This is a genomic window from Streptomyces orinoci, assembly GCF_003121295.1.
Lineage (GTDB): Bacteria > Actinomycetota > Actinomycetes > Streptomycetales > Streptomycetaceae > Streptomyces > Streptomyces orinoci.
In genome coordinates this window covers 911,366-935,938 of record NZ_PHNC01000031.1, presented here as the reverse complement: position 1 = coordinate 935,938, position 24,573 = coordinate 911,366, and the positions used below count along the sequence as shown (strand labels likewise).

General features: G+C 71.6%; 20 protein-coding genes. 8 read left to right on the top strand and 12 right to left on the bottom strand.

All coding sequences use genetic code 11. From position 1 onward, the window contains the following. The first annotated feature begins 73 nt into the window (after window positions 1-73). Window positions 74-865: an ABC transporter ATP-binding protein gene (locus tag CV755_RS26610; protein WP_109282796.1), complete on the top strand. Its 792-nt coding sequence runs from the start codon at window positions 74-76 to the stop codon at window positions 863-865. After that, the gene (locus tag CV755_RS26605) at window positions 862-2,487 is read left to right on the top strand and encodes a transporter (protein ID WP_109282795.1); all 1,626 of its coding nucleotides are present in this window, start codon (window positions 862-864) and stop codon (window positions 2,485-2,487) included. Before CV755_RS26610 ends, CV755_RS26605 begins: the two co-directional genes overlap by 4 nt. A 140-nt stretch (window positions 2,488-2,627) precedes the next feature. Here CV755_RS26605 and CV755_RS26600 read toward each other — a convergent pair whose 3' ends face one another. The 3 genes from CV755_RS26600 to CV755_RS26590 all read right to left on the bottom strand — a co-directional run bounded on the left by CV755_RS26600 (window position 2,628) and on the right by CV755_RS26590 (window position 6,237). Then, window positions 2,628-4,067, bottom strand: a complete 1,440-nt coding sequence (locus CV755_RS26600; RefSeq protein ID WP_109282794.1) for an FAD-dependent monooxygenase — start codon at window positions 4,065-4,067, stop codon at window positions 2,628-2,630. A 97-nt stretch (window positions 4,068-4,164) separates the two neighbouring features. Beyond that, a complete protein-coding gene (locus tag CV755_RS26595; RefSeq protein ID WP_109282793.1) occupies window positions 4,165-5,049 on the bottom strand; it encodes an alpha/beta fold hydrolase in 885 nt (294 codons plus the stop codon). 501 nt (window positions 5,050-5,550) lie between these two features. Further along, on the bottom strand, window positions 5,551-6,237 hold the full coding sequence (locus CV755_RS26590; protein ID WP_109282792.1) for an iron-dependent transcriptional repressor DtxR: 687 nt from the start codon (window positions 6,235-6,237) through the stop codon (window positions 5,551-5,553). 188 nt (window positions 6,238-6,425) lie between these two features. Between CV755_RS26590 and CV755_RS26585 the strand changes: the two genes are divergently transcribed. Further along, window positions 6,426-7,181, top strand: coding sequence for an SIS domain-containing protein (locus CV755_RS26585; protein WP_109282791.1), 756 nt, complete (start codon window positions 6,426-6,428; stop codon window positions 7,179-7,181). 103 nt (window positions 7,182-7,284) lie between these two features. Here CV755_RS26585 and CV755_RS26580 read toward each other — a convergent pair whose 3' ends face one another. Together CV755_RS26580 and pdxH are read right to left on the bottom strand one after the other, a co-directional pair. Then, a complete protein-coding gene (locus tag CV755_RS26580; protein ID WP_241561400.1) occupies window positions 7,285-8,727 on the bottom strand; it encodes a PAS domain S-box protein in 1,443 nt (480 codons plus the stop codon). A gap of 439 nt (window positions 8,728-9,166) precedes the next feature. Continuing rightward, the gene (pdxH, locus tag CV755_RS26575) at window positions 9,167-9,790 is read right to left on the bottom strand and encodes a pyridoxamine 5'-phosphate oxidase (protein ID WP_193553508.1); all 624 of its coding nucleotides are present in this window, start codon (window positions 9,788-9,790) and stop codon (window positions 9,167-9,169) included. A 476-nt stretch (window positions 9,791-10,266) separates the two neighbouring features. Between pdxH and CV755_RS26570 the strand changes: the two genes are divergently transcribed. Further along, a complete protein-coding gene (locus CV755_RS26570) occupies window positions 10,267-11,370 on the top strand; it encodes a citrate synthase 2 (protein WP_109282788.1) in 1,104 nt (367 codons plus the stop codon). Window positions 11,371-11,566: 196 nt separating this feature from the next. Here CV755_RS26570 and CV755_RS26565 read toward each other — a convergent pair whose 3' ends face one another. Further along, a complete protein-coding gene (locus tag CV755_RS26565) occupies window positions 11,567-14,347 on the bottom strand; it encodes an FAD-binding and (Fe-S)-binding domain-containing protein (RefSeq protein WP_109282787.1) in 2,781 nt (926 codons plus the stop codon). Between the two features lie 249 nt (window positions 14,348-14,596). Here CV755_RS26565 and serC point away from each other — a divergent pair, with 249 nt between their 5' ends. Further along, window positions 14,597-15,715, top strand: a complete 1,119-nt coding sequence (gene serC / locus CV755_RS26560) for a phosphoserine transaminase (RefSeq protein WP_109282786.1) — start codon at window positions 14,597-14,599, stop codon at window positions 15,713-15,715. 49 nt (window positions 15,716-15,764) lie between these two features. Here serC and CV755_RS26555 read toward each other — a convergent pair whose 3' ends face one another. After that, window positions 15,765-16,280 carry an RICIN domain-containing protein gene (locus CV755_RS26555; protein WP_109282785.1) on the bottom strand — a complete coding sequence of 172 codons (516 nt, stop codon included), beginning with the start codon at window positions 16,278-16,280 and terminating at the stop codon, window positions 15,765-15,767. A gap of 271 nt (window positions 16,281-16,551) precedes the next feature. Between CV755_RS26555 and CV755_RS26550 the strand changes: the two genes are divergently transcribed. The 3 genes from CV755_RS26550 (at window position 16,552) to CV755_RS26540 (ending at window position 18,940) form a co-directional block, all read left to right on the top strand. Next, window positions 16,552-17,220 (top strand): GDSL-type esterase/lipase family protein, encoded by a 669-nt coding sequence (locus tag CV755_RS26550; protein WP_109283533.1) that lies wholly within the window; start codon window positions 16,552-16,554, stop codon window positions 17,218-17,220. 82 nt (window positions 17,221-17,302) lie between these two features. Further along, complete coding sequence (locus CV755_RS26545) at window positions 17,303-17,887, top strand: Uma2 family endonuclease (protein ID WP_109282784.1); 585 nt, start codon at window positions 17,303-17,305, stop codon at window positions 17,885-17,887. A gap of 75 nt (window positions 17,888-17,962) precedes the next feature. Then, the gene (locus CV755_RS26540; protein WP_109282783.1) at window positions 17,963-18,940 is read left to right on the top strand and encodes an aldo/keto reductase; all 978 of its coding nucleotides are present in this window, start codon (window positions 17,963-17,965) and stop codon (window positions 18,938-18,940) included. 217 nt (window positions 18,941-19,157) lie between these two features. Here CV755_RS26540 and thpR read toward each other — a convergent pair whose 3' ends face one another. The 5 genes from thpR to CV755_RS26515 all read right to left on the bottom strand — a co-directional run bounded on the left by thpR (window position 19,158) and on the right by CV755_RS26515 (window position 24,547). After that, window positions 19,158-19,727 (bottom strand): RNA 2',3'-cyclic phosphodiesterase, encoded by a 570-nt coding sequence (gene thpR / locus CV755_RS26535; protein WP_109282782.1) that lies wholly within the window; start codon window positions 19,725-19,727, stop codon window positions 19,158-19,160. 93 nt (window positions 19,728-19,820) lie between these two features. Then, a complete protein-coding gene (locus CV755_RS26530; protein WP_109282781.1) occupies window positions 19,821-20,873 on the bottom strand; it encodes an alpha/beta hydrolase in 1,053 nt (350 codons plus the stop codon). A gap of 174 nt (window positions 20,874-21,047) precedes the next feature. Next, the gene (locus tag CV755_RS26525; protein ID WP_109282780.1) at window positions 21,048-22,436 is read right to left on the bottom strand and encodes an MFS transporter; all 1,389 of its coding nucleotides are present in this window, start codon (window positions 22,434-22,436) and stop codon (window positions 21,048-21,050) included. Window positions 22,437-22,468: 32 nt separating this feature from the next. After that, the gene (locus CV755_RS26520) at window positions 22,469-22,909 is read right to left on the bottom strand and encodes a MarR family winged helix-turn-helix transcriptional regulator (RefSeq protein ID WP_109282779.1); all 441 of its coding nucleotides are present in this window, start codon (window positions 22,907-22,909) and stop codon (window positions 22,469-22,471) included. Between the two features lie 171 nt (window positions 22,910-23,080). Beyond that, the gene (locus tag CV755_RS26515) at window positions 23,081-24,547 is read right to left on the bottom strand and encodes an NCS2 family permease (protein ID WP_109282778.1); all 1,467 of its coding nucleotides are present in this window, start codon (window positions 24,545-24,547) and stop codon (window positions 23,081-23,083) included. Window positions 24,548-24,573 lie beyond the last annotated feature (26 nt).

Sequence of the window (24,573 nt, the reverse complement as noted above, 5' to 3'; positions counted from 1 at the left end):
CCCCGCCCCCGCCCGGCCCTAGTCTGGCTGTACGGGGGCGGGTCGCCGTCCCCGGGCAACACAGAAGTGAGGGATGGCAGTGGGACGGGACGGCACATCCGCCGCCGTGCGGATCGAGGGGCTGTGGAAGCGGTTCGGCGAGCAGGTCGCGGTCGCCGGAATCGATCTGGAGATACCGTCGGGCCGGTTCATCGGGCTGGTCGGCCCCAATGGCGCGGGCAAGACCACCACGCTCTCCATGGTCACCGGGCTGCTGCGGCCCGACTCCGGCCGGGTGGAGATCGCCGGGCATGATGTCTGGCGGGACCCGGCCGCGGTGAAGTCCCGGATCGGGGTACTGCCCGAGGGGCTGCGCCTGTTCGAGCGCCTCTCCGGGCGCGAACTGCTCACCTACACCGGGCAGCTGCGGGGGCTGCCCGGTGAGCAGGTGGACCGCCGGGCCACCCAGCTGCTGGACGTACTGGGCCTGGCCGGCGCCCAGCACAAGCTGGTGGTGGACTACTCCACCGGAATGCGCAAGAAGATCGGGCTGGCGGCCGCGCTGCTGCACAACCCCGAAGTCCTCTTCCTGGACGAGCCCTTCGAGGGCGTGGACCCGGTCTCGGCCCAGTCCATCCGCAAGGTGCTCCAGCAGTACACCGCCTCCGGCGCCACCGTGGTCTTCTCCAGCCATGTGATGGAGCTGGTGGAGTCGCTGTGCTCCTGGGTGGCGGTGCTGGCCGGCGGCCGTATCCGGGCGCAGGGCACGCTGGAGGAAGTCCGCGGCGAGGCGGCCACCTTGCAGGATGCCTTCCTGGAACTGGTGGGCGCCCAGGGGCAGGCGGCCGGCGAGAACCTCGACTGGCTGGGCGGCGGGGTCCGATGAGCACCACCGCCAACGCCTCCGCCACCAAGGCTTCCGGCGCCTCCCTGACCCCGGTCTTCATCCGGCTGAAGCTTTCGCTGCTGCGCAACGGCCTGCGGCAGTCCAGCAAGCGCAAGGCCGTCTGGATCACCTCCATTGTGTTCACCGCCCTTTACGCGGCACTGCAGTTGCTGGGGCTGATCGTGCTGCGCGGCCATCCCCATGTGGCGGCGCTGACCGTGCTGCTGGCGGTGGTGCTCGCGGTGGGCTGGGCATTCGTCCCGCTGTTCTTCCCCAGCGGGGACGAGACCATGGACCCCACCCGGCTGGCCATGCTGCCGCTGCGGCCCGGACCGCTCACCGTGTCCCTGCTGGCCGCCTCACTGGTCGGCATCGGGCCCGCGTTCACCCTGGTGCTGGCGGTCGGTTCGGTGATCGCCACCGCCCATGGCGGCGCGGCCTTCGCGGTGGGCGTACCGGCCGTGGCGCTCACCCTGCTGACCTGTGTGGCCCTGGCCAGGGCGGTGGCCACCGCCAATGTCCGGCTGCTGTCCAGCCGCAAGGGCCGGGATCTGGCCCTGCTGAGCGGGCTGGTGATCGCGGTCGGTATCCAGGTGGCCAACTACGGTCTGCAGAAGCTCAGTAACGCCGGTGGAATGGCCAGGCTCGAACCCTTTGCCAAGGTGCTGCGCTGGGTGCCGCCGGGCTCCGCGATGGACGCGGTACGGTCCACCGGCCAGGGCTCATACGGCCTTGCCGCGGCCCAACTCGCCCTGTCCGCCGCGGTGCTGGCGCTGCTGCTGTGGTGGTGGCAGCGCGGCCTGACCAAGGTGCTGACGTCGCCGGACTCCTCCACCCTGGCCGCCGCCGAGCCCGAGCGGAAGCGGGTGAGCACCGGACTGGCACGGCTGTTGCCGCAGGGACGTACGGGAGCGGTGATGCTGCGCAGCCTGCGCTATGTGCTGCGCGATCCCAAGACCAGGATGACCTGGACCAGTCAGCTGGTCATCGGCGCCCTGGTGCCCTTCCTCAATGTGGCCCGGCACAACGGCAACTCCTACTGGGCGTTTATGGCCGTCGCCATGGTCGGCGGACAGATGTACAACCTGTTCGGGACGGACGGCTCGGCATTCTGGCTGGTGATGCAGACCATCAACGGCCCCCGGGACGCCTACCTCGAACTGCGCGGCCGCGCCCTGGCCTTCGCCCTGCCGGCGGTGCCCTATCTGGTGCTGCTGGTGACCGCGCTGACCGCGTTCACCGGGCACTGGGACACCTTGCCGGAGGTGCTGGGTCTTGGACTGGCCTTGCTGGGCGCGATGTTCGCCACCGGGGCGGTGACCTCGGCCTTGCTGCCGTACGCGGTGCCGCAGGGCAACGCCTTCAAGAACGTCGGCCCCGGCCAGACGTCCATCGCCTGGCTGGGCCTGCTCGGCGGCCTGCTGGCGGCTTCGGCGCAGTGTGTGCCGCTGGTGCTGCTGACCGTGTGGCTGCACACCTCGGGCCACCACGGCTGGCTGCCGCTGCTGCTGCCGCTGGGCTTCGGCTACGGCCTGCTGGCGGCCTGGACGGGCCTCCGCATCGCGGCCCCCCGCCTGGCCCGCCGCCTCCCGGAAGTCCTCGCCGCAGTCGCCAAGGCATGAGGCCCCCCGCCCCTGTTGGGCGCCCCACAGGGGCGCGGGGAACTGCGCGACCGGCCATGGACGGCCCGCACCCGGAAACGAACCGGTAGCCGCTCAGGGGCGCGGGGAACTGCGCGAGCAACCGCCCACAAGCCGCACCCTCACTCCGAAGCGCTCTCCACATACCCATCCGGCCGCACCAGAAGCGTCGTACCGACCGCGTCGGCCCGGGTAACCGTGACGACGCCGTCGTCGGGGTCACCCCCAACCGCCGACGATCCCCGCGGCAGCACCCGCACATACTCCCCCGCCCGCAGCGCCTCATACAGCCGCACCGGCCCCGACTCCCGCTCCGCGAGCGGCAGATCGGGCGCCCGGCGCCCGGTCAGCGGATGGGAGCCCGGCGGCGCGGGATAGGCGATGTCCAGGCCGCTGATGGTCAGCGCCGCCCGCCGGGTGACCCCCGGCAGCAGACCCAGCGCACCACCCGCCACCGCCCGCGCGACCCGCAGCGGCGGTGCGGTGACCAGCGCGGCCCGGATGATCGCACCGCTCACCCGCAGCACCTGCCGCCCCACCGGATGCCGCTCCGTCTGGTAGCTGTCCAACAACCCTTCCCCGGCCCGCCCTTGCAGCACCGCGGCCAGCTTCCAGCTCAGATTGGCGGCGTCCTGGATGCCGGTGTTCATGCCCATACCGCCGGCCGGTGAGTGGACATGCGCGGCGTCCCCGGCCAGGAAGACCCGGCCCTCGCGATACCGCGGCGCCTGCCGCTCGTCACTGTGGAAGCGCGAGGTCCAACGGGGCTCGCCCATCCCGAAGTCGGTGCCGAACAGCGAGCGCACCAGGTCGCGCAGGTCCTCATAGTCGGCCGGGGCATCGCTGGGCAGTTCGCTGCCGGCGCGCCAGCCGATGACGCGGTACCACCCGTCACCGAAGGGCGCGATAAGGGCAAAGCCCTCGCGGCCCGCCTTGATGGTGGGCGCCACCCCGGGATCGGTGGCCAGCCGGGCATCGGCCAGCAGCACCGAGCTGAGTATGGAGTGGCCGGGGAAGGGGATGCCCAGGGCCTGCCGGACGGCACTGTGCACCCCGTCGGTGCCGACCGCGTAACGGGCGCGCAGGGTGTGGCCGGCCCCGTCCGGACCCTCGACGGACACCTGGACGCCCTCCGCGTCCTGGCGCACCCCCGTGCAGCGGGTGCCCCGGCGGATCTCCAGCCCGGCCCGCTCGGCACGCCGCTGCAGCACCCGCTCGGTCTCGTACTGCGGGGTGATCAGCACCCCCGGGAAGCGGGTGGGCAGGCTGCCGACGTCCAGCCGGGTGGCGCCGAGGATCCGCAGCTCATTGAGGAAGGTGCCGGTGGCCAGCAGTTCCTCGGCCAGGCCCCGCGCGTCCAGCACCTCCAGGGTGCGGGCGTGGACGGCGAAGGCCCGGGTGAGGTTGGACTCCTCCCCGCGCCGCTCCAGCAGCAGAGTGGACACCCCGGCCGCGGCCAGATCCCCGGCCAGCAGAAGCCCGGTGGGGCCGGCTCCGATGACGACGACATCCGCGTCAAGGGCCGTGTCGGCGGTCAGGCCAGTGGTCAGATCGGTGGTCATGACACCAAACCTCCGGGGATTCCCAGCGCTCCGGCGAGCACGCTCGCCCTACTGCCAGTGCACACCTCCCGGGCAGTTATGTCAACGGGCGTTGAATTTATTTACGGGCTCCCGCGGCCGCCTCCACAAAGGGCTCGGCCACCCGCCGCCAGGCGGCCGGCTGGTCGTAGTGGATGAAGTGCCCGGCATCGGGCACCTCCGCATAGCGCCCCCGGGGCAGCACCCGCACCATCTCCTGGGCCTCGGCCCGGCCCAGCTCCCCGTCCAGCCCGCGCACCACCAGTGCCGGGCACTCCACCCGGGCCAGGTCCTCCCAGTGCGCATCATGGGCGTAGGACTCCCGGGCGAGCAGGATCTGCCGGCGGAAGAACAGCGGCCGCCAGCCATCCGCCCGCTCGGCCATCACCTCGGCATAGAAATCGCCCCGCGCCGGAGCCGGGCGCTCCAGCATGGGATCGTCCTGGCCGAACCATTTGCGCACCTCGGCCAGGGTGGCGAAGGGCACCGGCCAGGACCGCAGCCACTCCCCCCAGCGGCGCTGGGTCGCGGCGCCCAGCGCGGAGGCCCGCATATCGCTGATCACCAGCGCCCGCACCAGATCCGGCCGCCGGGCGGCGAGCTGCCAGGCGGTCAGGGCTCCCATGGCATGGCCGACCAGGATCGCGGGGGCCAGCCCCAGCTGCTCGATGGCCGCCTGGGCGTCGGCCACATAAGCCTCACTGGCATAGGGGCCGGCCACCGGCTTGTCACTGCGGCCGTGCCCGCGCTGGTCCAGGGCCACCGTGCGGTGACGGGCGGAGAGCCAGCCGGCGGTCTCCGCCCAGTGCGCCGCCCGGCCCATCAGACCGTGCAACAGCAGCACCCCGCCCGCGCCGCCGGACCCCGCCCGCACACTGCCGCCGACCGGGCCGCCCCGGCCGGTGAACTCCCAGGCGGCCAGCCGGACTCCACCGCTTCCGCTGACTTCGATTCGCCGCGCCATGACTCCTGACACCCCCACTTCACCCCCGGACAGCTCCACCTTATGGAACCCCCTTTCGAATGAGTCGGCCGTTGCGCGCAACACCCCTCGTTCGAGTGACCGGGGTCAAGGATTGGCGGTCGGCGCCCAGGGGAGTAATCGACCTGGGCGCGGACCGCTCGGGGAAAGAGGTCCGCGAGGCGCACCCTGGGAGCTCGGGGCCCCGGGTCGCCGTGGGGGGAAAACGGGGAGGCGGAGCCCCGGTGCCCGGCAGGGCACCGGGGCTCTTGTCAGCCCTTGTCACGGAGCCCCTCCCTGGTCGGCGGCGCGCACGCATATGCCACGACGCCAGCGTGACACTCTCTGCCCAAGCGCGCGCCCTTTCCGCCGACTCCGGCCACGCCAAGGGCAGTTGACCACACCACACACCTCGCCGGGGACGTCCCCGGACAGCCGGAGGGGCCGGGCGGCAGCCGGCCGCCCGGCCCCTCATGGCACCGGAGAATCCCGTGAAAGCGCCGGTCAGCGCTTGGCTACAAACACATGCGAGGCGATATCGGAGGCCAGCTCGGCGGCCTCGCCACTGCTGCCCACCATCACCCCACCGGGCGACTCCGTCACACTGACCACGGCCCCCGGCTGCACCCCGGCCCGGCGCAGCGAGTACATCAGCTGGGCGTCGGTCTGGATGGGCTCGCCGATGCGGCGCACCACCACCGTCTTGCCCTCGCTGCCGGGCTCCAGGTCGTTCAGGCTGACCATGCCGTCATAGGGGTCGGGCTCCGGCTTCTCGCCCAGCTCCTCCAGGCCCGGGATGGGGTTGCCATAGGGCGACTCGGTGGGGTGGCGCAGCAGCTCCAGCACCCGCCGCTCCACCGCCTCGCTCATCACATGCTCCCAGCGGCAGGCCTCGGCGTGCACCTGCTCCCACTCCAGGCCGATCACATCGACCAGCAGGCACTCGGCCAGCCGGTGCTTGCGCATCACCCGGGTGGCCAGCCGCCGGCCCTCCTCGGTCAGCTCCAGATGACGGTCCCCGGCCACCGTGACCAGGCCGTCGCGCTCCATGCGGGCCACCGTCTGGCTCACCGTCGGGCCGCTCTGGTCGAGCCGCTCGGCGATGCGGGCGCGCATCGGGACCACACCCTCTTCTTCCAGCTCAAGGATGGTGCGGAGATACATCTCCGTGGTGTCGATCAGTCCGGACATGCCGTGCCCCTCGATAAGTCGTGCGCTGGCCCTGCCCCAATTCTGACGCATGGCACCGACAAGAGTGGCCGCTACGGCCCTGCCGCCGTATTGACACGGCGCAGGTGGACAACGCACCGTGATCGGCGCCACCAGAGACCGGCACCCCAGACCCATCGACCCCATCGACCGCGAGGGAGCCCCCTGCGATGAGCGCCAACGAACTGGCCGGGCGGTTCTTCGACGCCGCGGTCGATCTGCTGCGGCGGGCCCGCGACGAGGAGGCGGAACATATCGCCGCCGCCGGCGCCATGCTCGCCGACACGGTGGCGGAGGGCGGGCGGCTGTTCGTCTTCGGCGCCGGCCACTCCTCGATCGCCGCCCAGGACGTGGTCTACCGGGCCGGCGGGCTGGCCCTGATGAATCTGCTGGCGGTTCCCGGGACGGTCGGGGTGGACGTGGTCCCGGCCACCCTGGGCAGCGCCCTGGAGCGGGTGGACGGGCTGGCCGGGGCGGTGCTGGACACCAGTCCGGCGCGCCCCGGCGACGTACTGATCGTCATCTCGCTGTCCGGGCGGAACTCGCTGCCGGTGGAGATGGCCATCAACGCCCGCGCCCTGGGGCTGAAGGTCATCGGCGTCACCTCGCTCGCCTACGCCGAGGAGACCAAGTCCCGCCATTCCTCGGGGACTTTCCTCAAGGACCACTGTGACCTGGTGATCGACAGCAAGATCGCGGTAGGCGACGCGGAGCTCACCGCGGAGGGCATCGCCGCCCCCTTCGCCCCCGCCTCCACGGTGGTCACCTGCGCCCTGATGCAGGCCGTGGTGGCCACCGCGGCCGGCGAACTGGCCGCCCGCGGCATCGACCCACCCATGCTGCGCTCCGGAAATGTGGACGGCGGCCACGAGTGGAACGGCCGGGTGCTGGGCGAGTACGGGGACCGGATCTTCTTCCGGCGCTGAGCGGGGTGGGGGCTCTCGGCGCTCGCGCGGGGCGACCGGCACGCCGGGCCGCCGGGATGCCGGGATGCCGGGATGCCGGGATGCCGGGGGTGGCGGCGGGCGGTCAGTGTGCCGTCAGGGTCGCCAGGTCGATGGAGGCCGCGACGCGGGTGGCGATGTCCTCCGCATAGGTGGCGTCCGAGCGGTCGAAGGCCCGTCGGGACGGGCCGCGCAGAAAGGTCACCACGCCGACCGTCCGCCCCCGGCTGCGCAGCGCGGTGGCCAGCGCGTGCTGGGTGCCGGACGGCCAGCGGTGCACCGTCGCCCAGTCCCGGCTGCGGTCGGTGACCGCGCGGACCGAGCCACAGCGCTCCACCGCCTGGAGCGCCGGGTGCCCTTCCTCGTAGGGCACCGGCAGCGCCGTGCCGGCCGGTGACGGCCCGGCCCCGGCGGGTGCGGACGCGGCCCGCAGCAGCCGCACCGGCAGGGTGGGCTCGGCCTCCGGTTGCGGCAGCAGGTCGATCAGCGCATGGTCGGCGAAGCCGGCCAGAGCGAAGTCCAGATAGAGCGCGGCCGCCTCCATCGGGTCCTCGCACTCGGCCACCGCCCGGCCCGCACGGTGCAGCTGACTGCCCCGGAAGCGCAGCCGGGCGCTCTCCTGCTCGGCCAGCCGGGTCTTGGTGACGTCGAGGAACAGCCAGGCCACTCCCAGCGGCACCGGCTCCTCCACCAGCGGGGTGGACAGCCGCATAAAGCCACTGCGCCAGCAGCGGCGCTCGCCGCCCGAACCGGCGCCGCGCGCCTCGGAGTTGCCATTGCCGGAGTCGCCGCGGACCGTCACCCACAGCTCGGCGGGTGCCGGGGGCGCCCCGGCGGCCAGCACATGCTGGAGCACGCCTTCGAGGTCCTCGGCGCCATGCTCCAGCAGATCGCCCAGTGGCCGTCCCAGCAGCGCGGTACGGGTGGTGCGCAGTGCCCGTGCGGCGGTGGTGTTGGCCAGCGCGGGGCGCAGGTCGGCGTCGATCAGCACCACGCCCCAGGGGGCGTCGCCGAACAGCGCCTCGCTCAGCGCCACCGAGCGTTCCAGGTCGATCTGGGTGTGCACCTCGCTGAACGCGCAGTAGACCCCGGCCGGGTGGCCGTCGGCGCCGGGGACGGCGGAGGTCTGCACCCGGACCAGGACCCGTCCGCCGTCCTTGGTCAGCAGCGCGAACTCGTCCACCTGGCGGCCCGGTGCCCGCATGGCACCGAGCAGCCGGCCGGTGACCTCCTCGGCGTCCGCCTCGCGCACCGCCCAGCCGGCCAGGCCCCGGCGCCCGACCGCCTCCCTGGCGCTCCAGCCCAGTATCCGCTCGGCCTCGCGGTTCCAGTGGGTGATGGTGCCTTCCGCGTCGAAGGCGCACAGTGCGGCGTCCATGCCGTCCAGCAGGGCGGCGAGCAGGTCGTGGTCCTCGTTCTCGGCCGCGTCGTTGTTCTCCGCTGCGTGGCTGTTCTCGGCTGCGAGGTTGTTCTCGGCTGCGTCGGCGGTGGAAGGACGGGCCGGGCCGGACTGGTGTGGAGCGGTCACGAGATACCCCCAGCGGGACGCGCCTGCATCTGCTGCACGACGGGTCATTCAACTCGACCCGGCCGGAAACCACACCGGCTTCGGTGAAATCGGTGCCCCGGGAAATTCGGTTGTTCCCTCGGGGATCGCTTCCTAGGGTGTGGAGCACACGAGAAGGGAGGTGGTTCGGCCAATGATTTCAGTCCGGACGCGTGAGGTGACTGCGGGCTAGCGCAGCCCGTTGTCGCGCAAAGCGCAGCAGGGTCGGCTGTGCCGGCCCCGTGCGGAGCACGAAAGTGTCACCGCCCCAGCAGTCACCCGATCCGTGGGCCGCCGAGTCGTCCGCTCGGCACCGTTCGCACTGTGTGCGGCGGGCCAGGCCCACGGATCGTTCTGCGTTCGGCCGCGGGCCGTGGGTGGCTGTTCGCGCAGTTCCCCGCGCCCCTGACGGGGCGCACCCTTATGGGTAGAGGCGTTCTACGTGCCAGCCATGGGGCCGGCGTACATAGCGGAGGCGGTCGTGGAGGCGGTTTTCGCGGCCCTGCCAGAACTCGACTCGGTCCGGCTCCACCCGGAAGCCGCCCCATTCCGGTGGCACCGGGACCTCGGAGCCCTCCGGGTGCAGAGCGGCCAGGCGGCGGTAGGACTCCTCGATCTCCTCCCGGGAGGCGGCCACCGTGGACTGGGCGCTGGCCCAGGCGCCGATCTGGGAGCCGTGCGGCCGGGAGTGGAAGTACGCGGCGGTCTCCTCCGGCTCCACCCGTCCGGCCCGTCCCTCGATCACGATCTGACGGGCAATCGGATGCCAGGGGAAGACCAGCGCCACCGAGGGGTTGCGGGTGATCTCAACTCCCTTGCGGGAGCCGTAGTTGGTGAAGAAGACAAAGCCCCGCTCGTCATATCCCTTGAGCAGCACCATCCGTGCGCCGGGCCGTCCGTCCGGGTCCGCGGTGGCGACCACCATCGCATTGGGCTCATGCAGCCCGCTCGCCACCGCCTGGGCGAACCAGCGGGCGAACTGCTCAAAGGGATCGGCGGCCAGCTCGGCCTCATGCAGGCCCGTGGACCGGTAATGCGCCCGCATCGCGGCGGGGTCCAACTCCTCGGCGTACGACACGGCCACATCTTGCAGCACATGGCGGCCGTCCGAACAGAACCAACGGGGGCGGAGGGCCGGAACATCCTGCCCGCCGCCGGGGCCGTTCAACCCTCCCCGCGGCGAAACGGCCGGTGTGCCGGACATCACCCTTCCCCCTGGTCCCGCCCACCCGGGAAAATCTCCGGGCGGGCGCGATGACCGCCCACGCCGAGGACCCTGGTTTCCGGCTCGGCCCGGCATCCTGACTGAGGATGGGTGAAGGGCCGGGGTGAAGTGCGCCCGGACGGGGCATGACCGGGTAGACCGATACGGACCGCGAGCCTGATCCACAGCCGCGTAGCCGGTTCGGCCCGCCACAAGCAGCCGCAGCAACAGCAGACACGCAGACATCCGCCGACCACCGGCCGGGGACACCGGCAGGTCGGCATTCGCATGTCGAACACATCACGAGGAGCCGCCTGATGTCCGACTTCGTACCCGGACTCGAAGGAGTCGTCGCGTTCGAGACGGAGATCGCCGAACCAGACAAGGAAGGCGGTTCGCTCCGCTACCGAGGCGTTGACATCGAGGACTTGGTGGGCCAGGTCTCCTTCGGCAATGTCTGGGGCCTGCTGGTCGATGGCTCCTTCAACCCCGGCCTGCCGCCGGCCGAGCCCTTCCCCATCCCGGTGCACTCGGGTGACATCCGGGTGGATGTCCAGTCGGCCCTGGCCATGCTGGCGCCGGTCTGGGGTCTGAAGCCGCTGCTGGACATCGACGAGGCCACCGCCCGGGACAACCTGGCGCGGGCCGCGGTGATGGCGCTGTCGTACGTGGCCCAGTCGGCGCGCGGCCAGGGCCTGCCGATGGTGCCCCAGCGGGAGATCGACAAGGCGGAGACCATTGTCGAGCGCTTTATGAAGCGCTGGCGGGGCGAGCCCGACCCCCGCCATGTCAAGGCCGTGGACGCGTACTGGACCTCCGCCGCCGAGCACGGCATGAACGCCTCCACCTTCACCGCCCGGGTGATCGCCTCCACCGGCGCGGATGTGGCGGCCGCGCTCTCCGGCGCGGTGGGTGCCATGTCCGGGCCGCTGCACGGCGGGGCGCCGTCCCGGGTGCTGGGCATGATCGAGGAGATCGAGCGCACGGGTGACGCCACCACCTACGTCAAGCAGGCGCTGGACCGGGGCGAGCGCCTGATGGGCTTCGGCCACCGCGTCTACCGTGCCGAGGACCCGCGGGCCAGGGTGCTGCGGCGGACGGCCCGGGAACTGGGCGCGCCGCGCTACGAGGTGGCGGAGGCGCTGGAGAAGGCGGCGCTGGAGGAGCTGCACAACCGGCGCCCGGACCGGGTGCTGGCCACAAATGTGGAGTTCTGGGCGGCGATCGTGCTGGACTTCGCGGAGGTGCCGGCGCATATGTTCACCTCCATGTTCACTTGTGCTCGCACTGCGGGGTGGAGTGCGCACATTTTGGAGCAGAAGCGGACGGGGCGGTTGGTCCGGCCTTCGGCCCGGTATGTGGGGCCGGGTCCCCGGGATCCTCGCGAGATTCCCGGCTACCAGGAGATGGTGGGGCGCTAGCGGCTCCCCAGGGCGGGCCGCACTCTTCCTTCCGGCCTGCCCCGCCCCGTTAGGGGCGCGGGGAACTGCGCGACCAGCCAGCGGCGGCCCGCACCTTGAAAGCGACGGGGCACCCCCGGTTCGTCTTCGGCTGCGGGCCGCCTCCAATTGCTCGCGCCCACGCGGCGGAGCCGCATACAGTCGCAGCCCCGCGTCCCTAATGGGGCCCCGCCAGGGCCTCGGCGAGGTGGAGGGCGCGTACCCGCAGCAGCTGCCAAAGCTGCGTACGGCAAGAGAACCCGTCCGCCAGAACAATCGCATCGCGCGGCGCCGCCCGAACCGCCGGCAGCAACGATTCCTCCGCACAGGCCACCGACACCCCGTAATGTCCGCGCTCGAAGCCGAAGTTGCCCGCGAGTCCGCAACAGCCCCCGGTCAGCTCTCCGTTGAGCCCGGCCGCCGCACGTAGCCGGCGCTCGGCCGCGTCGCCCAGGACGGCATGCTGATGGCAGTGGGTCTGCCCGGCCACCGGCCGGCCGAGCACCGGCGGCGTCCAGCCGTCCAGCGCCTGGGCGAAGGTCAGCACGGAGTCGGCCAGGCGCCGCGCCCGCGGATCGTCCGGCAGCAGCTCCGGCAGGTCGGTACGGAGCGCCGCGGCGCAGCTGGGCTCCAGAACGACCACCGGGAGCCCGCCCAGCACCGGCTCCAGCCGGTCCAGGGTGCGCCGCATCACCCGCCGGGCCATGCCGAGTTGGCCGGTGGACACCCAGGTCAGCCCGCAGCAGACCGGCCCCGGTGGCAGCACCGGCGGGCGCCCGGCCGCTTCCAGTACCCGTACCGCCGCCCGGCCGACGCCGGGTGTGAAGTGGTTGGTGAAGGTGTCGGGCCACAGCAGCACCTCGGCCACCGCCGGGGCTCCGCGCCCGGCGAACCACTCCCGGAACGTCTGCTCCGCCAGCCGCGGAATTTCCCGCTCGGGGGCGAGGCCCCCCGCTCTGGCGAGCAGGGACGCCAACGGACGTTTGCCGACAGCCCAGTTGGCCAGCGGTGCGGCCCGCCCGGCCGCGCGGAGCCACAGCGGCAGCCAGCCCATGCTGTAGTGGGCGGCGGGCCGCAGCCGCCCCGCGTAGTGGTGGTGCAGGAACTCCGCCTTGTAGGTGGCCATGTCCACCCCCACCGGACAGTCACTGCGGCACCCCTTGCAGGACAGACAGAGGTCCAGCGCCTGGTGGACCTCCGCCGAGCGCCAGCCGTCGCCGATCACCTCGCCCGCCAGCATCTCGTGCAGCAGCCGGGCCCGTCCCCGGGTGGAGTGACGTTCCTCCCCGGTGACCCGGTAGGACGGGCACATCACTCGCGTTCCCGGACCGTCCGAACCCGGCGATTTCTCACGGCACTTGGCCACCCCTACACAGCGGCGCACCGCCGCCGAGAAGTCGCCGCCGTCCCCGGGGTAGGAGAACTCCACCGGGACGGGACGGCGGGGCAGCGCGGAGAAGCGCAGGTTCTCATCAAGCCGGTAAGGGCGGACCAGCATGCCGGGGTTGAGCCCGCCGTCGGGGTCCCAGAGGTCCTTGAAGCGTTCGAAGGCCCGTACCGCCTCCGTCCCGTACATTCTGGGCAGCAGCTCGGCGCGCGCCTGTCCGTCGCCGTGCTCGCCGGACAGCGAGCCCTCGTGCGCCACCACCAGTTCGGCCAGTTGGGCGGAGAAGGCGCGGTAGCGGCGCACTCCTTCCGCACTCAACAGGTCGAAGTCGATACGGATATGGACACATCCCTCACCGAAGTGGCCATAGGGCGCCCCCCGTAGGCCATGCTGGCGCAGCAGGGCGCGGAACTCCCTGAGATAGGCGCCCAGTCGGGCGGGCGGTACCGCGCAGTCCTCCCAGCCGGGCCATGCCTCGCCCCCGTCCGGCAGCCGGGTGGCGGTGCCGGCCGCGTCCTCCCGGATCCGCCAGTACGCCCGCTGCCGGCGGGGGTCGGTGATCACAGCCCGGCCGACCGCCTCGCTCGCCCGGCACAGTTCCCCGGCCTTGGCCCGGGCTTCCGCGGCGCTCTCCCCGCCCGTCTCGACGAACAGCCAGGCGGCGCCGTCCGGCAGCCCATGCCCGGCCGGTACCAGGTCGGCGGCCATGCCCTCCACGGTCAACGGGCCGTGGGGCAGCAGCAGATGGGCGGCGTCGGCGGCGGTGCTCTCGTCCGGGTAGCCCAGGACGGCCAGGGCCCGGGCGGCGGGCGGGCGCACCAGGCGCACGGTGGCCTCGGTCAGCACACCCAGGGTGCCCTCGCTGCCGGTGAAGGCCCGGGCCACATCGGTGCGCCGCTCGGGCAGCAGGGCGTCCAGCGCGTACCCGGAGATCCGGCGGGGCAGGGGGCGGAATCCGGTGCGCAGCAGGGCGAGTTCCTCGGCGACCAGGGTTTCGATGCCCGCCGCCAGCCGGGCCGGCAGCCCGTCCGTGCCCCGGGCGAGCCGGGCGGGCTCTCCGCGGTAGGTGAGCACCCGCAGTTCGCGGAGGTTGTCGGCGGTGGTGCCCCAGGCCACCGAGTGGGCGCCACAGGCGTTGTTGCCGATCATTCCGCCCAGGGTGCAGCGGGCATGGGTGGAGGGGTCCGGCCCGAAGGTCAGCCCATGGGCGGCCGCGGCGGCGCGGAGTTCGTCCAGGACTGTCCCGGGTTCCACCACTGCGGTGCGGGTGGCCGGATCAAGGGACTTGATCCGGTTCATATGGCGGGTGAAGTCCAGCACCACCCCCTCCCCCGTGGCCTGCCCGGCGGTGGAGGTGCCGCCGCCGCGGGGCACCACCGGCACCCGGTGTTCCCGGCAGACGGCCAGTGCGGCGGCCACGTCCTCGGCGTCCCTGGGTGCCACCACTCCCCTGGGGATCCGGCGGTAGTTGGAGGCGTCCATGGTGGTCAGCGCGCGGGCGGTGGCGGAGAAGTCCACCTCGCCGCGGACCGCCGCCCGCAGGGCTCCCGCCAGTTCGTCATGATCGGCCATGACCGGAGCGTGCCCCGTCCATGGGCGGCCCTACCGGACCGGGTACCCCATCAGGGGCGCCATAGGGGCGCGCGGCATACGGTTTCGTTCTCGGCTGCGGGCCGCCCGTGGCTGGTCGCGCCCACGCGGCGGAGCCGCAAAGTGCGGCAGCCCCGCGCCCCTATGGGGCGCACCCGGCAATGGCGGAACGGTCCGTCTCAACCAGCGGACCGGCCTTACAAGGACAGCGCCAGCGTCTACGCTTCGGCCGTGGCTGATATCCAGATCCCCGCTGACATCAAGCCCGCCGACGGTCGCTTCGGCGCGGGCCCGTCCAAGGTGCGTCCGGAGGCGCTCGCCGCCCTGGCGGCCACCGGTATCTCTCTGCTCGGCACCTCCCACCGCCAGTCCCCGGTGAAGAACCTGGTGGGAGAGGTACGGGAAGGCATCCGCGAGCTGTTCTCGCTCCCCGAGGGCTATCAGGTGGTGCTGGGCAACGGCGGCTCCACCGCCTTCTGGGACATCGCCACCCATGGCCTGATCGAGTCCCGCTCACAGCATCTGACCTTCGGCGAGTTCTCCTCGAAGTTCGCCAAGGCGGCCCGGCAGGCGCCCTGGCTGGAGGAGCCGTCCATCGTCTCCGCCGAGCCGGGCACCCACCCCGAGCCGCGCGCCGAGGCGGGGGTGGATGTCTACGCCCTCACCCACAACGAGACCTCCACCGGTGTGGCCATGCCCATCCGGCGGGTGCCGGGCGCGGACGACGGGGCGCTGGTGCTGGTGGACGCCACCTCCGGGGCGGGCGGTCTGCCGGTGGATGTGGCGGAGACGGATGTCTACTACTTCGCCCCGCAGAAGTCCTTCGCCTCCGAAGGCGGCCTGTGGATCGGCCTGTTCTCCCCGGCGGCCCTGGAGCGGGCCGAGCGGGTGCACGCCTCCGGCCGGCACATCCCGGAGTTCTTCTCGCTGCCCACCGCGATCGACAACTCCCTGAAGAACCAGACCTACAACACCCCGGCGCTGTCCACCCTGTTCCTGCTCAACGAGCAGCTGAAGTGGCTGAACGGCCAGGGCGGGCTGGACTGGGCGGTGCGCCGCACGGCCACCTCGGCCCGGGCGCTCTACGGCTGGGCCGAGGCGTCCAAGTACGCCACCCCCTTTGTCACCGACCCCGCCCAGCGGTCGGCCGTGATCGGCACCATCGACTTCGACCCGGGGATCGACGCCTCGGCCATCGCCGCCACGCTGCGCGCCAATGGCGTCGTGGACACCGAGCCCTACCGCAAGCTGGGCCGCAACCAGCTGCGGGTGGCGATGTTCCCGGCCATCGACCCAGCGGATGTCGAGGCCCTGACGGCCTGTGTGGACTACATCATCGAGCGGCTGTGAACGCGCAGTTGGGCCCGGGGCGCGTTGCCCCGGGCCCAACTGCCATGGCTCACTTCCAGAGCTGGTAGCGGCCGCCGTTGCACTTCATGGTGTAGACGTCGCCCTGGGCGTTGCTGTCCAGGCACAGGCCGGTCTCCCGGTTGACCAGGTTGAAGCCGTCGCCGGTCCACTTCTCGTACCACTGCTCGTAGTAGTTGGCCGGGCTGGAGCAGTTCTCGATATAGACCGCGCCCAGGCCGTTGGAGCCCGGCCAGTAGCTGGTCAGGCACTCGTCATTGCCGCTCTCGCGCTCGGTCCAGGCGCCGTTGGGGTCCTGCAGGCCGCTTTGCGAGTCATGCCAGTTGGTGGTCTGGTGGTTGTCGGACCAGCAGTGCACCTTGGCGCCCGCGCTGGTGTCCACCGTGTGGTAGTCGTAGTTGGGCGTGTACGCCCGCAGACAGCCCTGGGTGGCCGCGTTCCGCCAGGTCACATCGCCGTCGGCATGCGCCGTGGTGGAGACCCCCATCACCAGGGCCGGGGCGGCGACCGCCGTGACGAGGACCCGGGTTACCCGCTTCTTGGACATACCGATACGCCGCTTTCTGGACTCAACGACCTTGTGCCGGACAGCGATTGCTGCCGGGTGGCGTGATCATGCCACGACGTTGGACGGTCCCCAGGGGACCGGCCGGGTACCCCAACGCATTCTTGACGCGCCCGGCGTCGCCCCCTGCGACCAGGGCTTTCCAACTGGTGGACCACCGCGCGGACGGGTCCGCCGGGCGGCCTGGCCGGCGGCGGTCCGGGCGCCGGGCCGCCGGGGTCGGGCGGCTGCTTGAATGCAGCCCATGCACCTGATGTTCGTCGGCGACTCCATGACCATCGGCAGCGCCGGTGACCTCACCTGGCGCTACCGCATGTGGCAGCACCTCTGCGCCACCCATGACGGACCGTTCCGCATCGTCGGCCCGTACCGCGAGCTCTATGACCCGGCCACGGACGCCGCGACCGCACTGGACTATGGAGCGGCCTTCCCGGAAAAGGCCCAGGCGCATCTGGCCGGATGGGGGCGCGGCTGGTACCACCAGGCGCCCCTGATCGGGGAGGCGATGCGGACCTACCGCCCCGACACCCTGCTGGTCTCCCTGGGCCTGATAGACCTCGGCTTCTACACCAACGCGGAGCAGACCGCCGCCAATGTCCGCCGCTTCTTCGCCGAGGCCCGGGAGGCGAACCCCGCCGTGCGGGCGGTGCTGCTGCCCGTGATCCACAACGTACGGGCCCGTGACGAGCCGGAGTTCGGCGCGGAGTGCGCCCGCTTCAACGAACTGCTGGCGAAGACGGTCGCCGACCTGGACACGCCGGGCTCGCCACTGCTGCTGGCCTCCGCCCCCGAGGACTGGGACCTGGCCATGGACACCTACGACGGCACACACCCCAGCGCCCGCGGCGAACACCGGCTGGCCCGGGCGTTCGCCGACGCGATGTGGCAGGGGTGGGGGGTGGGCGGGCCGTACGGGCATTGACCCGACGTGCCCCCGGTGCCGTGCGTATCGTTGTACTGCGCGGCTGCCCCGTGACCGTGGAGCAGCGGGGAGGAGCGCCACGGTGACCGCCACGCGGACCGATGCCACGGGGACGGCCGATGCCGGCGATGAGCTCGCCCTCGATGATCTGTTCAACTCCCTCTCGGTACCGGAGGGTTACCGGGTCGAGATCATCGGCGGGAACATCTTTGTGTGCCAGCAACGAGACGAGCACTGGCAGTGCATCTTCCAGATCCTCTGCGCACTGGAAGACAGATTCGGCAGGGACGTCGTCCTGCTCTCCGATGTGCGCATCGAATGTCCCGGCCATCTGAACGGGCTCTGTCCCGATGTCGTCAAGGTCGGCGATAAGGCCGTGAAGACGGAACGAGGGCGCTACCGCGCGGAGGACGTCGATTTCATCGCCGAGGTGATCGCCGAGGAGACCGCCACCAACGACTACGGCCCGAAGAAGGCCATCTACGCCATGGCCGGAGTACCCGCCTACCTGATCGCCGACCCGTACACCAGGCGGTGCCACCTCCACACCCAGCCCAGGGACGGCGAATACCGCGTCGAGACGACGGTCGCCTTCGGGCTGCCGGTCGATCTCTCGGACACCCCGGCCCAGCTCATCCTCAGTACCGAGGACTTCCTCCGCGACTGACCCACGCCCGTACGCCGCGCCCTCGAAAGGGTCACCCTTGAGTCGATCACGCCGGCCGCAGTTGGCTACGGGGCCATGGAGTACACGCAACTCGGCCGTACGGGACTGAAGGTCAGCCGGATCGTCCTCGGCACCATGAACTTCGGTCCGAGCACGGACGAGACCGAGAGTCACGCGATCATGGACGCCGCGCTGGATGCGGGCGTCAATCTCTTCGACACCGCCAATGTCTATGGCTGGGGCGAGAACAAGGGCCGTTCCGAGCGGATCATCGGCAGCTGGTTCGGCAAGGGCGGCGGGCGCCGCGAGAAGGTCGTCATCGCCACCAAGGGGTATGGCTCGATGGCGCCGGACGACGGCTGGTGGCCCAACGCGGCCCGGCTGTCCGCGCTGAACCTCCGGCGGTCCGTGGAGGACAGCCTGCGCCGCCTGGGCACCGATCACATCGACCTCTACCAGTTCCACCATGTGGACCGCCGGACGCCCTGGGAGGAGATCTGGCAGGCCATGGACGTCCTGGTGCGGCAGGGCAAGGTGCTCTACGTGGGCGCCTCCAACCACGCCGGCTGGCAGCTGGCCCAGGCCAATGAGACGGCGCGGCGGCTGGGCTCCTACGGCCTGGTGAGCGAGCAGTGCCTGTACAACCTGGTGGAGCGGCGGGCCGAGATGGAGGTCATCCCGGCGGCGCGGGCCTACGGTCTGGGGGTGCTCCCCTACTCGCCGCTGGCCGGCGGGCTGCTGGGCGGGGCCATCCGGCGGTCGGACGAGGGCGGCGGACGGTCGGCGGATGCGCTGGCCAAGGCCCAGAACCGCGACCAGATCCAGGCATATGAGGACTTGGCGGACAAATACGGACTGGAGCCCGGTGAGCTGGCGCTGGCCTGGCTGCTCACCCGCCCCGGGGTGACCGGGCCGATCGTCGGCCCCCGCACCACCGCCCAGCTCCAGTCGGCGGTACGGGCGGTCGGGCTGCGGCTGCCGGAGCAGCTGCTGACCTCGCTGGAGGAGCTGTTCCCCGGGCCCGGCGAGACACCGGAGGCATTCGCCTGGTGAGGGCGGGGGCGACGGCCACTCCGGCGGCGGTCGGGACGCTCATCCGGCGGCCGTCGGGACGGTCATCCGGCCGCCGTCAGGGCGGTCACCTGACCGCCGTCGGGGCGGCTACCTGACCGCCGTCACCACGGCGACAACGACGAGCATCAGGGCGAGCGCCCCGGTCATGATCCGGTTCCTGGTCTTGGGGTCCACCCCTTGAGCGTAACCGCCCGGGTCAGGGTCCCAGCTCCCAGGCCCGGACGGTCTCATAGCGGGGGCGCTCGCCCGGCTGCCCGGAGCGGGGCGGATGGCTGCGCACCAGCTCCAGGCGCCGTACGGTCCAGGGCGTACCGCCGAAGGCGGCCAGGGCCTCGGCGAAGGGCCGCAGGTTCACCCGGGTCCTGCCGGATGACCTGGCGAGGGTGAGGTGGGCGTGGAAGGGGCGGGACTCGTCCACCGCCACCCCGGCCCGGCGGGCCGCCGCCCCCGCCGAGCGGGCCAGCCCGCGCAGCGTCTCCAGCTCCCCCTCGGCCCCCGCCCATAGCGTCCGGTCCCCGAACCGCCCGCCACCGGCCAGCCGGATCGGGTGCGGCGGGTGCCGGTGCGCCGCCCGTGCCAGCCGTTCCGCCAGCTCGGGGAGGAGCTCCTCATCCACCTCGCCGAGGAAGGCCAGGGTGAAGTGCCAGGTGGCGGAGTCCGTCCAGCGCAGCCGGTCCGCATGCGGCAGGCCGCGCAACGGGTCGGCGGCACGGGCGAGTTCGGCCAGCGCCGCCGAGGGCGGGATCACTGCGACAAAGAGGCGCATGGGGCCAGTGTCCCGCCGAGTGGGCGCCGCCTGCTCGCCCACGCCATGGGCACACCCGCCGCCAGGGCGTCGGGCTGCCGCGTCCCCGCCCGCCTAGGCACCCACCTCACCACTCCCCTCCGGCCGGCCGAGCAGGCGCCGCAGCCAGCGGGTACGGGCCTCACGGGCGTCCCGGCTGAGCGCGGCCCCGGGGGCGAAGGTGTCGAAGCCATGGCAGGCGCCGGGCCAGACATGCAGTTCGGCCTGGCCGCCGGCCTGCCAGAGGGCCTGGGCGTAGGCCACGCCCTCGTCCCGGAGGATTTCGGCCGAGCCGGCCTCGACATAGGCCGGGGGCAGCCGGGTGAGATCGGTGGCCCGGGCGGGGGCCGCGTAGGGCGGCACGTCCGCGGTCCCGTACCGGGCGCCCAACACGGCTTGCCAGGCGGTGGCGTTGGACGTCCGGTCCAAGGTGTCGGTGCCGTCCATCTGGAGGGTGGAGGGGGTGTTGTCGCGGTCGTCGAGCATGGGGCAGATGAGCAGTTGCCCGATCGGGGCGGGCCCGCCCCGGTCGCGGGTGAGCAGGGCGAGGGCCGCGGCGAGTCCGCCGCCGGCGCTTTTGCCGCCGATGATGACGCGGTGCGGGTCGATGCGCAGTTCCTCCGCGTGGGCGGCCGCCCAGCGGAGCCCGGTGTAGCAGTCCTCCAGCGGTTCCGGGTAGCGCACCTGCGGCGCCAGCCGGTACTCGACGGAGATGACGGCCAGCTTCAGCGGTTCCGCCCATTCGCGCAGCAGCCGCGGCAGTACGGCCCAGGCGTTGCCGCTGATCATTCCGCCGCCGTGCATGTAGTAGAGCAGGGGCAGGGGCTCGGCGATCCCGGCGGGACGTGCGCTGACCAGGGTGACGTCCGGGGTGCGCAGTTCCGTCACCTCGTAGCGCCCACCGGCTTGGAGCTCCCGGACGGACGGCCGGGGCCGGGCGGCGGCGTCCTGCCGCTGCAAGTCCGCCAGGTTCTCGGGGGTGAGGGGCTTGCGGGGGCCGTTCCCCAACGCGGCGAGCGCGGCGCGGAGTTCGGGGTCGAGGGGCGGTGCGGCGCGGGGCTCCCTGGCGGGGACCGACCGCGGTATGCGGTCGGCGTCGGTGCCGGCTTCAGCTCGCGCTTGCGTCATGGGGCGTAGTCAATCACCTGCCGGAGGCGGGCCGTTCATTGGTTGAACGGCGAAGTGTGGCGGGTTTCCCTTCACTTGAAGCCCTCATTCCGCACGGAAATCCGACTCTGAGTGGCACGGCCGACCACGGCGAGGGCCCGCCGAAGGTGCCGGCGGGCCCGGTGGATGCGGGGGTCAGGCCGCCGGGGCGACCGCCGGTTCCGGTTGGTCGGTGCGGTCGCGGGGGACGAACACCAGGTGCTCATGCCCGCGGCGCAGGTCCAGCTTGGGGCGCACGCCCACATGGCGGGCCAGGGCCAGGCCGATGCCCATGGCCGCCAGGGCGGAGATCAGGCCGCCGGAGAGGAAGCCGATGCGGGCGCCGTAGGTGTCGGTTACCCAGCCCACCAGCGGGGCGCCCACCGGGGTGCCGCCCATGAAGACCATCATGAACAGGCTGATCACCCGGCCGCGCAGGGCGGGGTCCGCGGCCAGCTGGACACCGGAGTTGGCGGTGACATTGATGGTCAGGCCGCAGATGCCCATGGGGATGAGCAGTAGCGCGAACACCCAGAAGGAGGGAGCCAGCGCGGCGGTGATCTCCAGCAGGCCGAAGAGCAGCGCGGCCCCGTAGAGCAGGCGGCGGCGCGAGCTGCCCCGGCGGGCGGCGAGCAGGGCGCCGGCCAGGGAACCGGCGGCCATCAGGGTGTTGAGCAGGCCGTAGGTACCGGCACCGGCGTGGAAGACGTCATTGACGAAAGCCGTGAGCCAGATGGGGAAGTTGAAGCCGAACATCCCGATGAAGCCGACCAGCGCGATGGGCCAGATCAGGTCCGGCTTCTCCCGGACATGGCGCAGGCCCTCGCGCAACTGGCCCTTGCCGCGCGGGGTCCGCTCCGAGGGCTTGTGCAGTTCGCCGGTGCGCATCAGCAACAGGCCGGCGATGGGGGCCAGATAGGACAGGCCGTTGAGGAGGAAGGCCGCGCCGCTGCCGACGGCGGTGATCAGGACACCGGCGACGGCGGGACCGATCAGCCGGGCCGACTGGAAGTTGGCCGAGTTGAGGCTGACGGCGTTGCGCAGCTCCGCGGGGCCGACCATCTCGGAGACGAACACCTGGCGGGCCGGGTTGTCCACCACGGTGACCACACCGAGCGCGAAGGCGGTCAGATAGACGTGCCAGACCTGGACATGCCCGGAGAGGGTGAGCACCGCCAGGCCGAGGCCGGTGAGGCCGCTGGCCGTCTGGGTGATCAGCAGCAGCCGCCGCTTGGGCCAGCGGTCGGCGATCACTCCGCCGTAGAGCCCGAACAGCAGCATGGGCAGGAACTGCAGGGCCGTGGTGATACCGACGGCCGCGGAGGAGCCGGTGAGGCGGAGTACCAGCCAGTCCTGGGCGATGCGCTGCATCCAGGTGCCCGTGTTGGAGACGACCTGGCCCAGGAAGAAGAGCCGGTAGTTGCGGACTCGCAGCGAGCTGAACATGCCTCCCTTGGCGGCCTGTTGGGGCAGGGAGGTGGTGGGTGCGTCGTCGTTGGGGTGGTTCGGTGCGGGTGCGGAGTCTGCTCCGGGTCCCGAACTCAAGGTGGGTTCGCCTCCTTCTGCGGCAACTGCGGTTACAGGTGCGCGAGTTTCTCCAGTACGGGTGCGGCGGCCCGCAGGGTCGCCCACTCGTCCTCGTCAAGTCCTCCGGCCAGCTCGGCGAGCCAGGCATTGCGCTTGCGCCGGCTCTCTTCCAGCATGACCTCGGCCCGCTCGGTCTGGGTCACCACCTTCTGGCGGCGGTCCTCCGGGTGCGGCTCCAGCCTGACCAGTCCCTTGGTCTCCAGCAGCGCCACGATGCGGGTCATCGACGGCGGCTGGACATGCTCCTTACGGGCCAGTTCACCCGGGGTGGCGGAGCCACAGCGGGCCAGGGTGCCCAGTACCGACATCTCGGCGGGGCTGAGCGACTCGTCCACCCGCTGGTGCTTGAGCCGTCGGGACAGTCGCATCACACCCGAGCGCAGGGCGTTCACGGCGGCGGCGTCTTCGGCGGCACGGGAAAGGTCCGGCATGTTTATTAGATTAACTCATTACTTCGCCTAAGGAAAGTCGATATCGGGGGCGCACAGAAGCGGGCCCCGCCGCTCCCCACACAGGGAGCGACGGGGCCGTTTGCCTGCCGTCCGTCCGGTGCCGCCGGTGGCTCAGGGGCGGCACGGATTCCGTCCGAAGGGTGGCGGCGCCTACTTGGCGCCCAGCAGCTGCTCGATCGGGTCGAGCATGAAGTAGACCAGGAAGCAGGCTCCGACCACATTCAGCAGCCAGGGGATCTCCCGGATCCGGCGGTCGGCGATGCGCAGCAGGATGAAGGCCAGTACACCGATGCCGATGCCATTGGTGATCGAGTAGGTGAACGGCATGGTGACGATGGTCAGGAACGCCGGGATGGCGATGGTGAAGTCGCTCCAGTCGATCTCCCGGACATTGGACGCCATGATCAGGAAGCCCACCACCAGCAGCGCCGGGGTGGCCGCCTGGGAGGGGACCACGGTGGCCAGCGGGGTGAAGATCAGGGCGAGCAGGAAGAGGCCACCGGTCATCATGTTGGCCAGGCCGGTGCGGGCGCCCTCGCCCACGCCCGCGGTGGACTCCACAAAGCAGGTATTGGCGGAGGCCGAGCCCAGACCGCCGGCCGCCACGGCCACCCCGTCCATCATCAGGATCTTGCCCATATTGGGCAGCTGGCCATTGGCGTTGGTCAGCCCGGCCTCCTCGCCGACGCCGATGATGGTGCCCATCGCGTCGAAGAAGCCGGACAGCAGCACGGTGAAGACAAACAGGCAGCCGGTGAGATAGCCGACCTCATGGAAGCCGCCGAAGAGGTTGACGTCTCCGATCAGGCCGAAGTCGGGAGCGGCGACGATCTTGTCCGGGATGCGCGGGATGCTCAGGCCCCAGCTCAGGTCGGGGATGACCGCCATCTCATTGATCAGGATGGCCAGGAAGGTGGTCACCACGATGCCGATGAGGATGGCGCCGGAGGTCTTGCGGACCAGCAGGATGAAGGTCAGCGCCAGCCCGAAGGCGAAGACCAGCACCGGCCAGCCGTGCAGCTGGCCGCCCTGGCCCAGGGACATCGGGACGGTGGTGTGCGCGGCGTCCGGGTTGCGGCTGACGAAGCCGGAGTCCACCAGGCCGATCAGCGAGATGAACATGCCGATGCCGATGGCGATGGCCCGGCGCAGGCCGTTGGGGATGGCGTCCATCACCCGCTGGCGGAGGCCGGAGGCCACCAGGATCATCAGGGCGAGGCCGGCGAGCACCACCATGCCCATGGCGTCCGGCCAGCTCATCTTGGGGGCCAGCTGGAGCGAGACCACGGCGTTGATGCCCAGGCCCGCCGCGCAGGCGATGGGGATATTGCCGATGGCGCCCATCAGTACGGTGCTCAGTCCGGCCATCAGGGCGGTGGCGGTGACCAGTTGGGCGTTGTTCAGCTGGTGACCGAACTTGTCGTGACCGGACCCGAGGATGATCGGGTTCAGCACGATGATGTAGGCCATCGCAAAGAAGGTGGCCAGACCCCCGCGTACCTCCCGGGCGATGGAGGAGCCCCGCTCGGTGATCCGGAAGTACCGGTCGAGCAGGCCGCCGGAGGGCTCCTGGGGCGGTTGCTGGGCTTCGACGGCGGCGGAGGCCGAGGAGGACATACGGAGACCTTTTGGAGTATCGAACA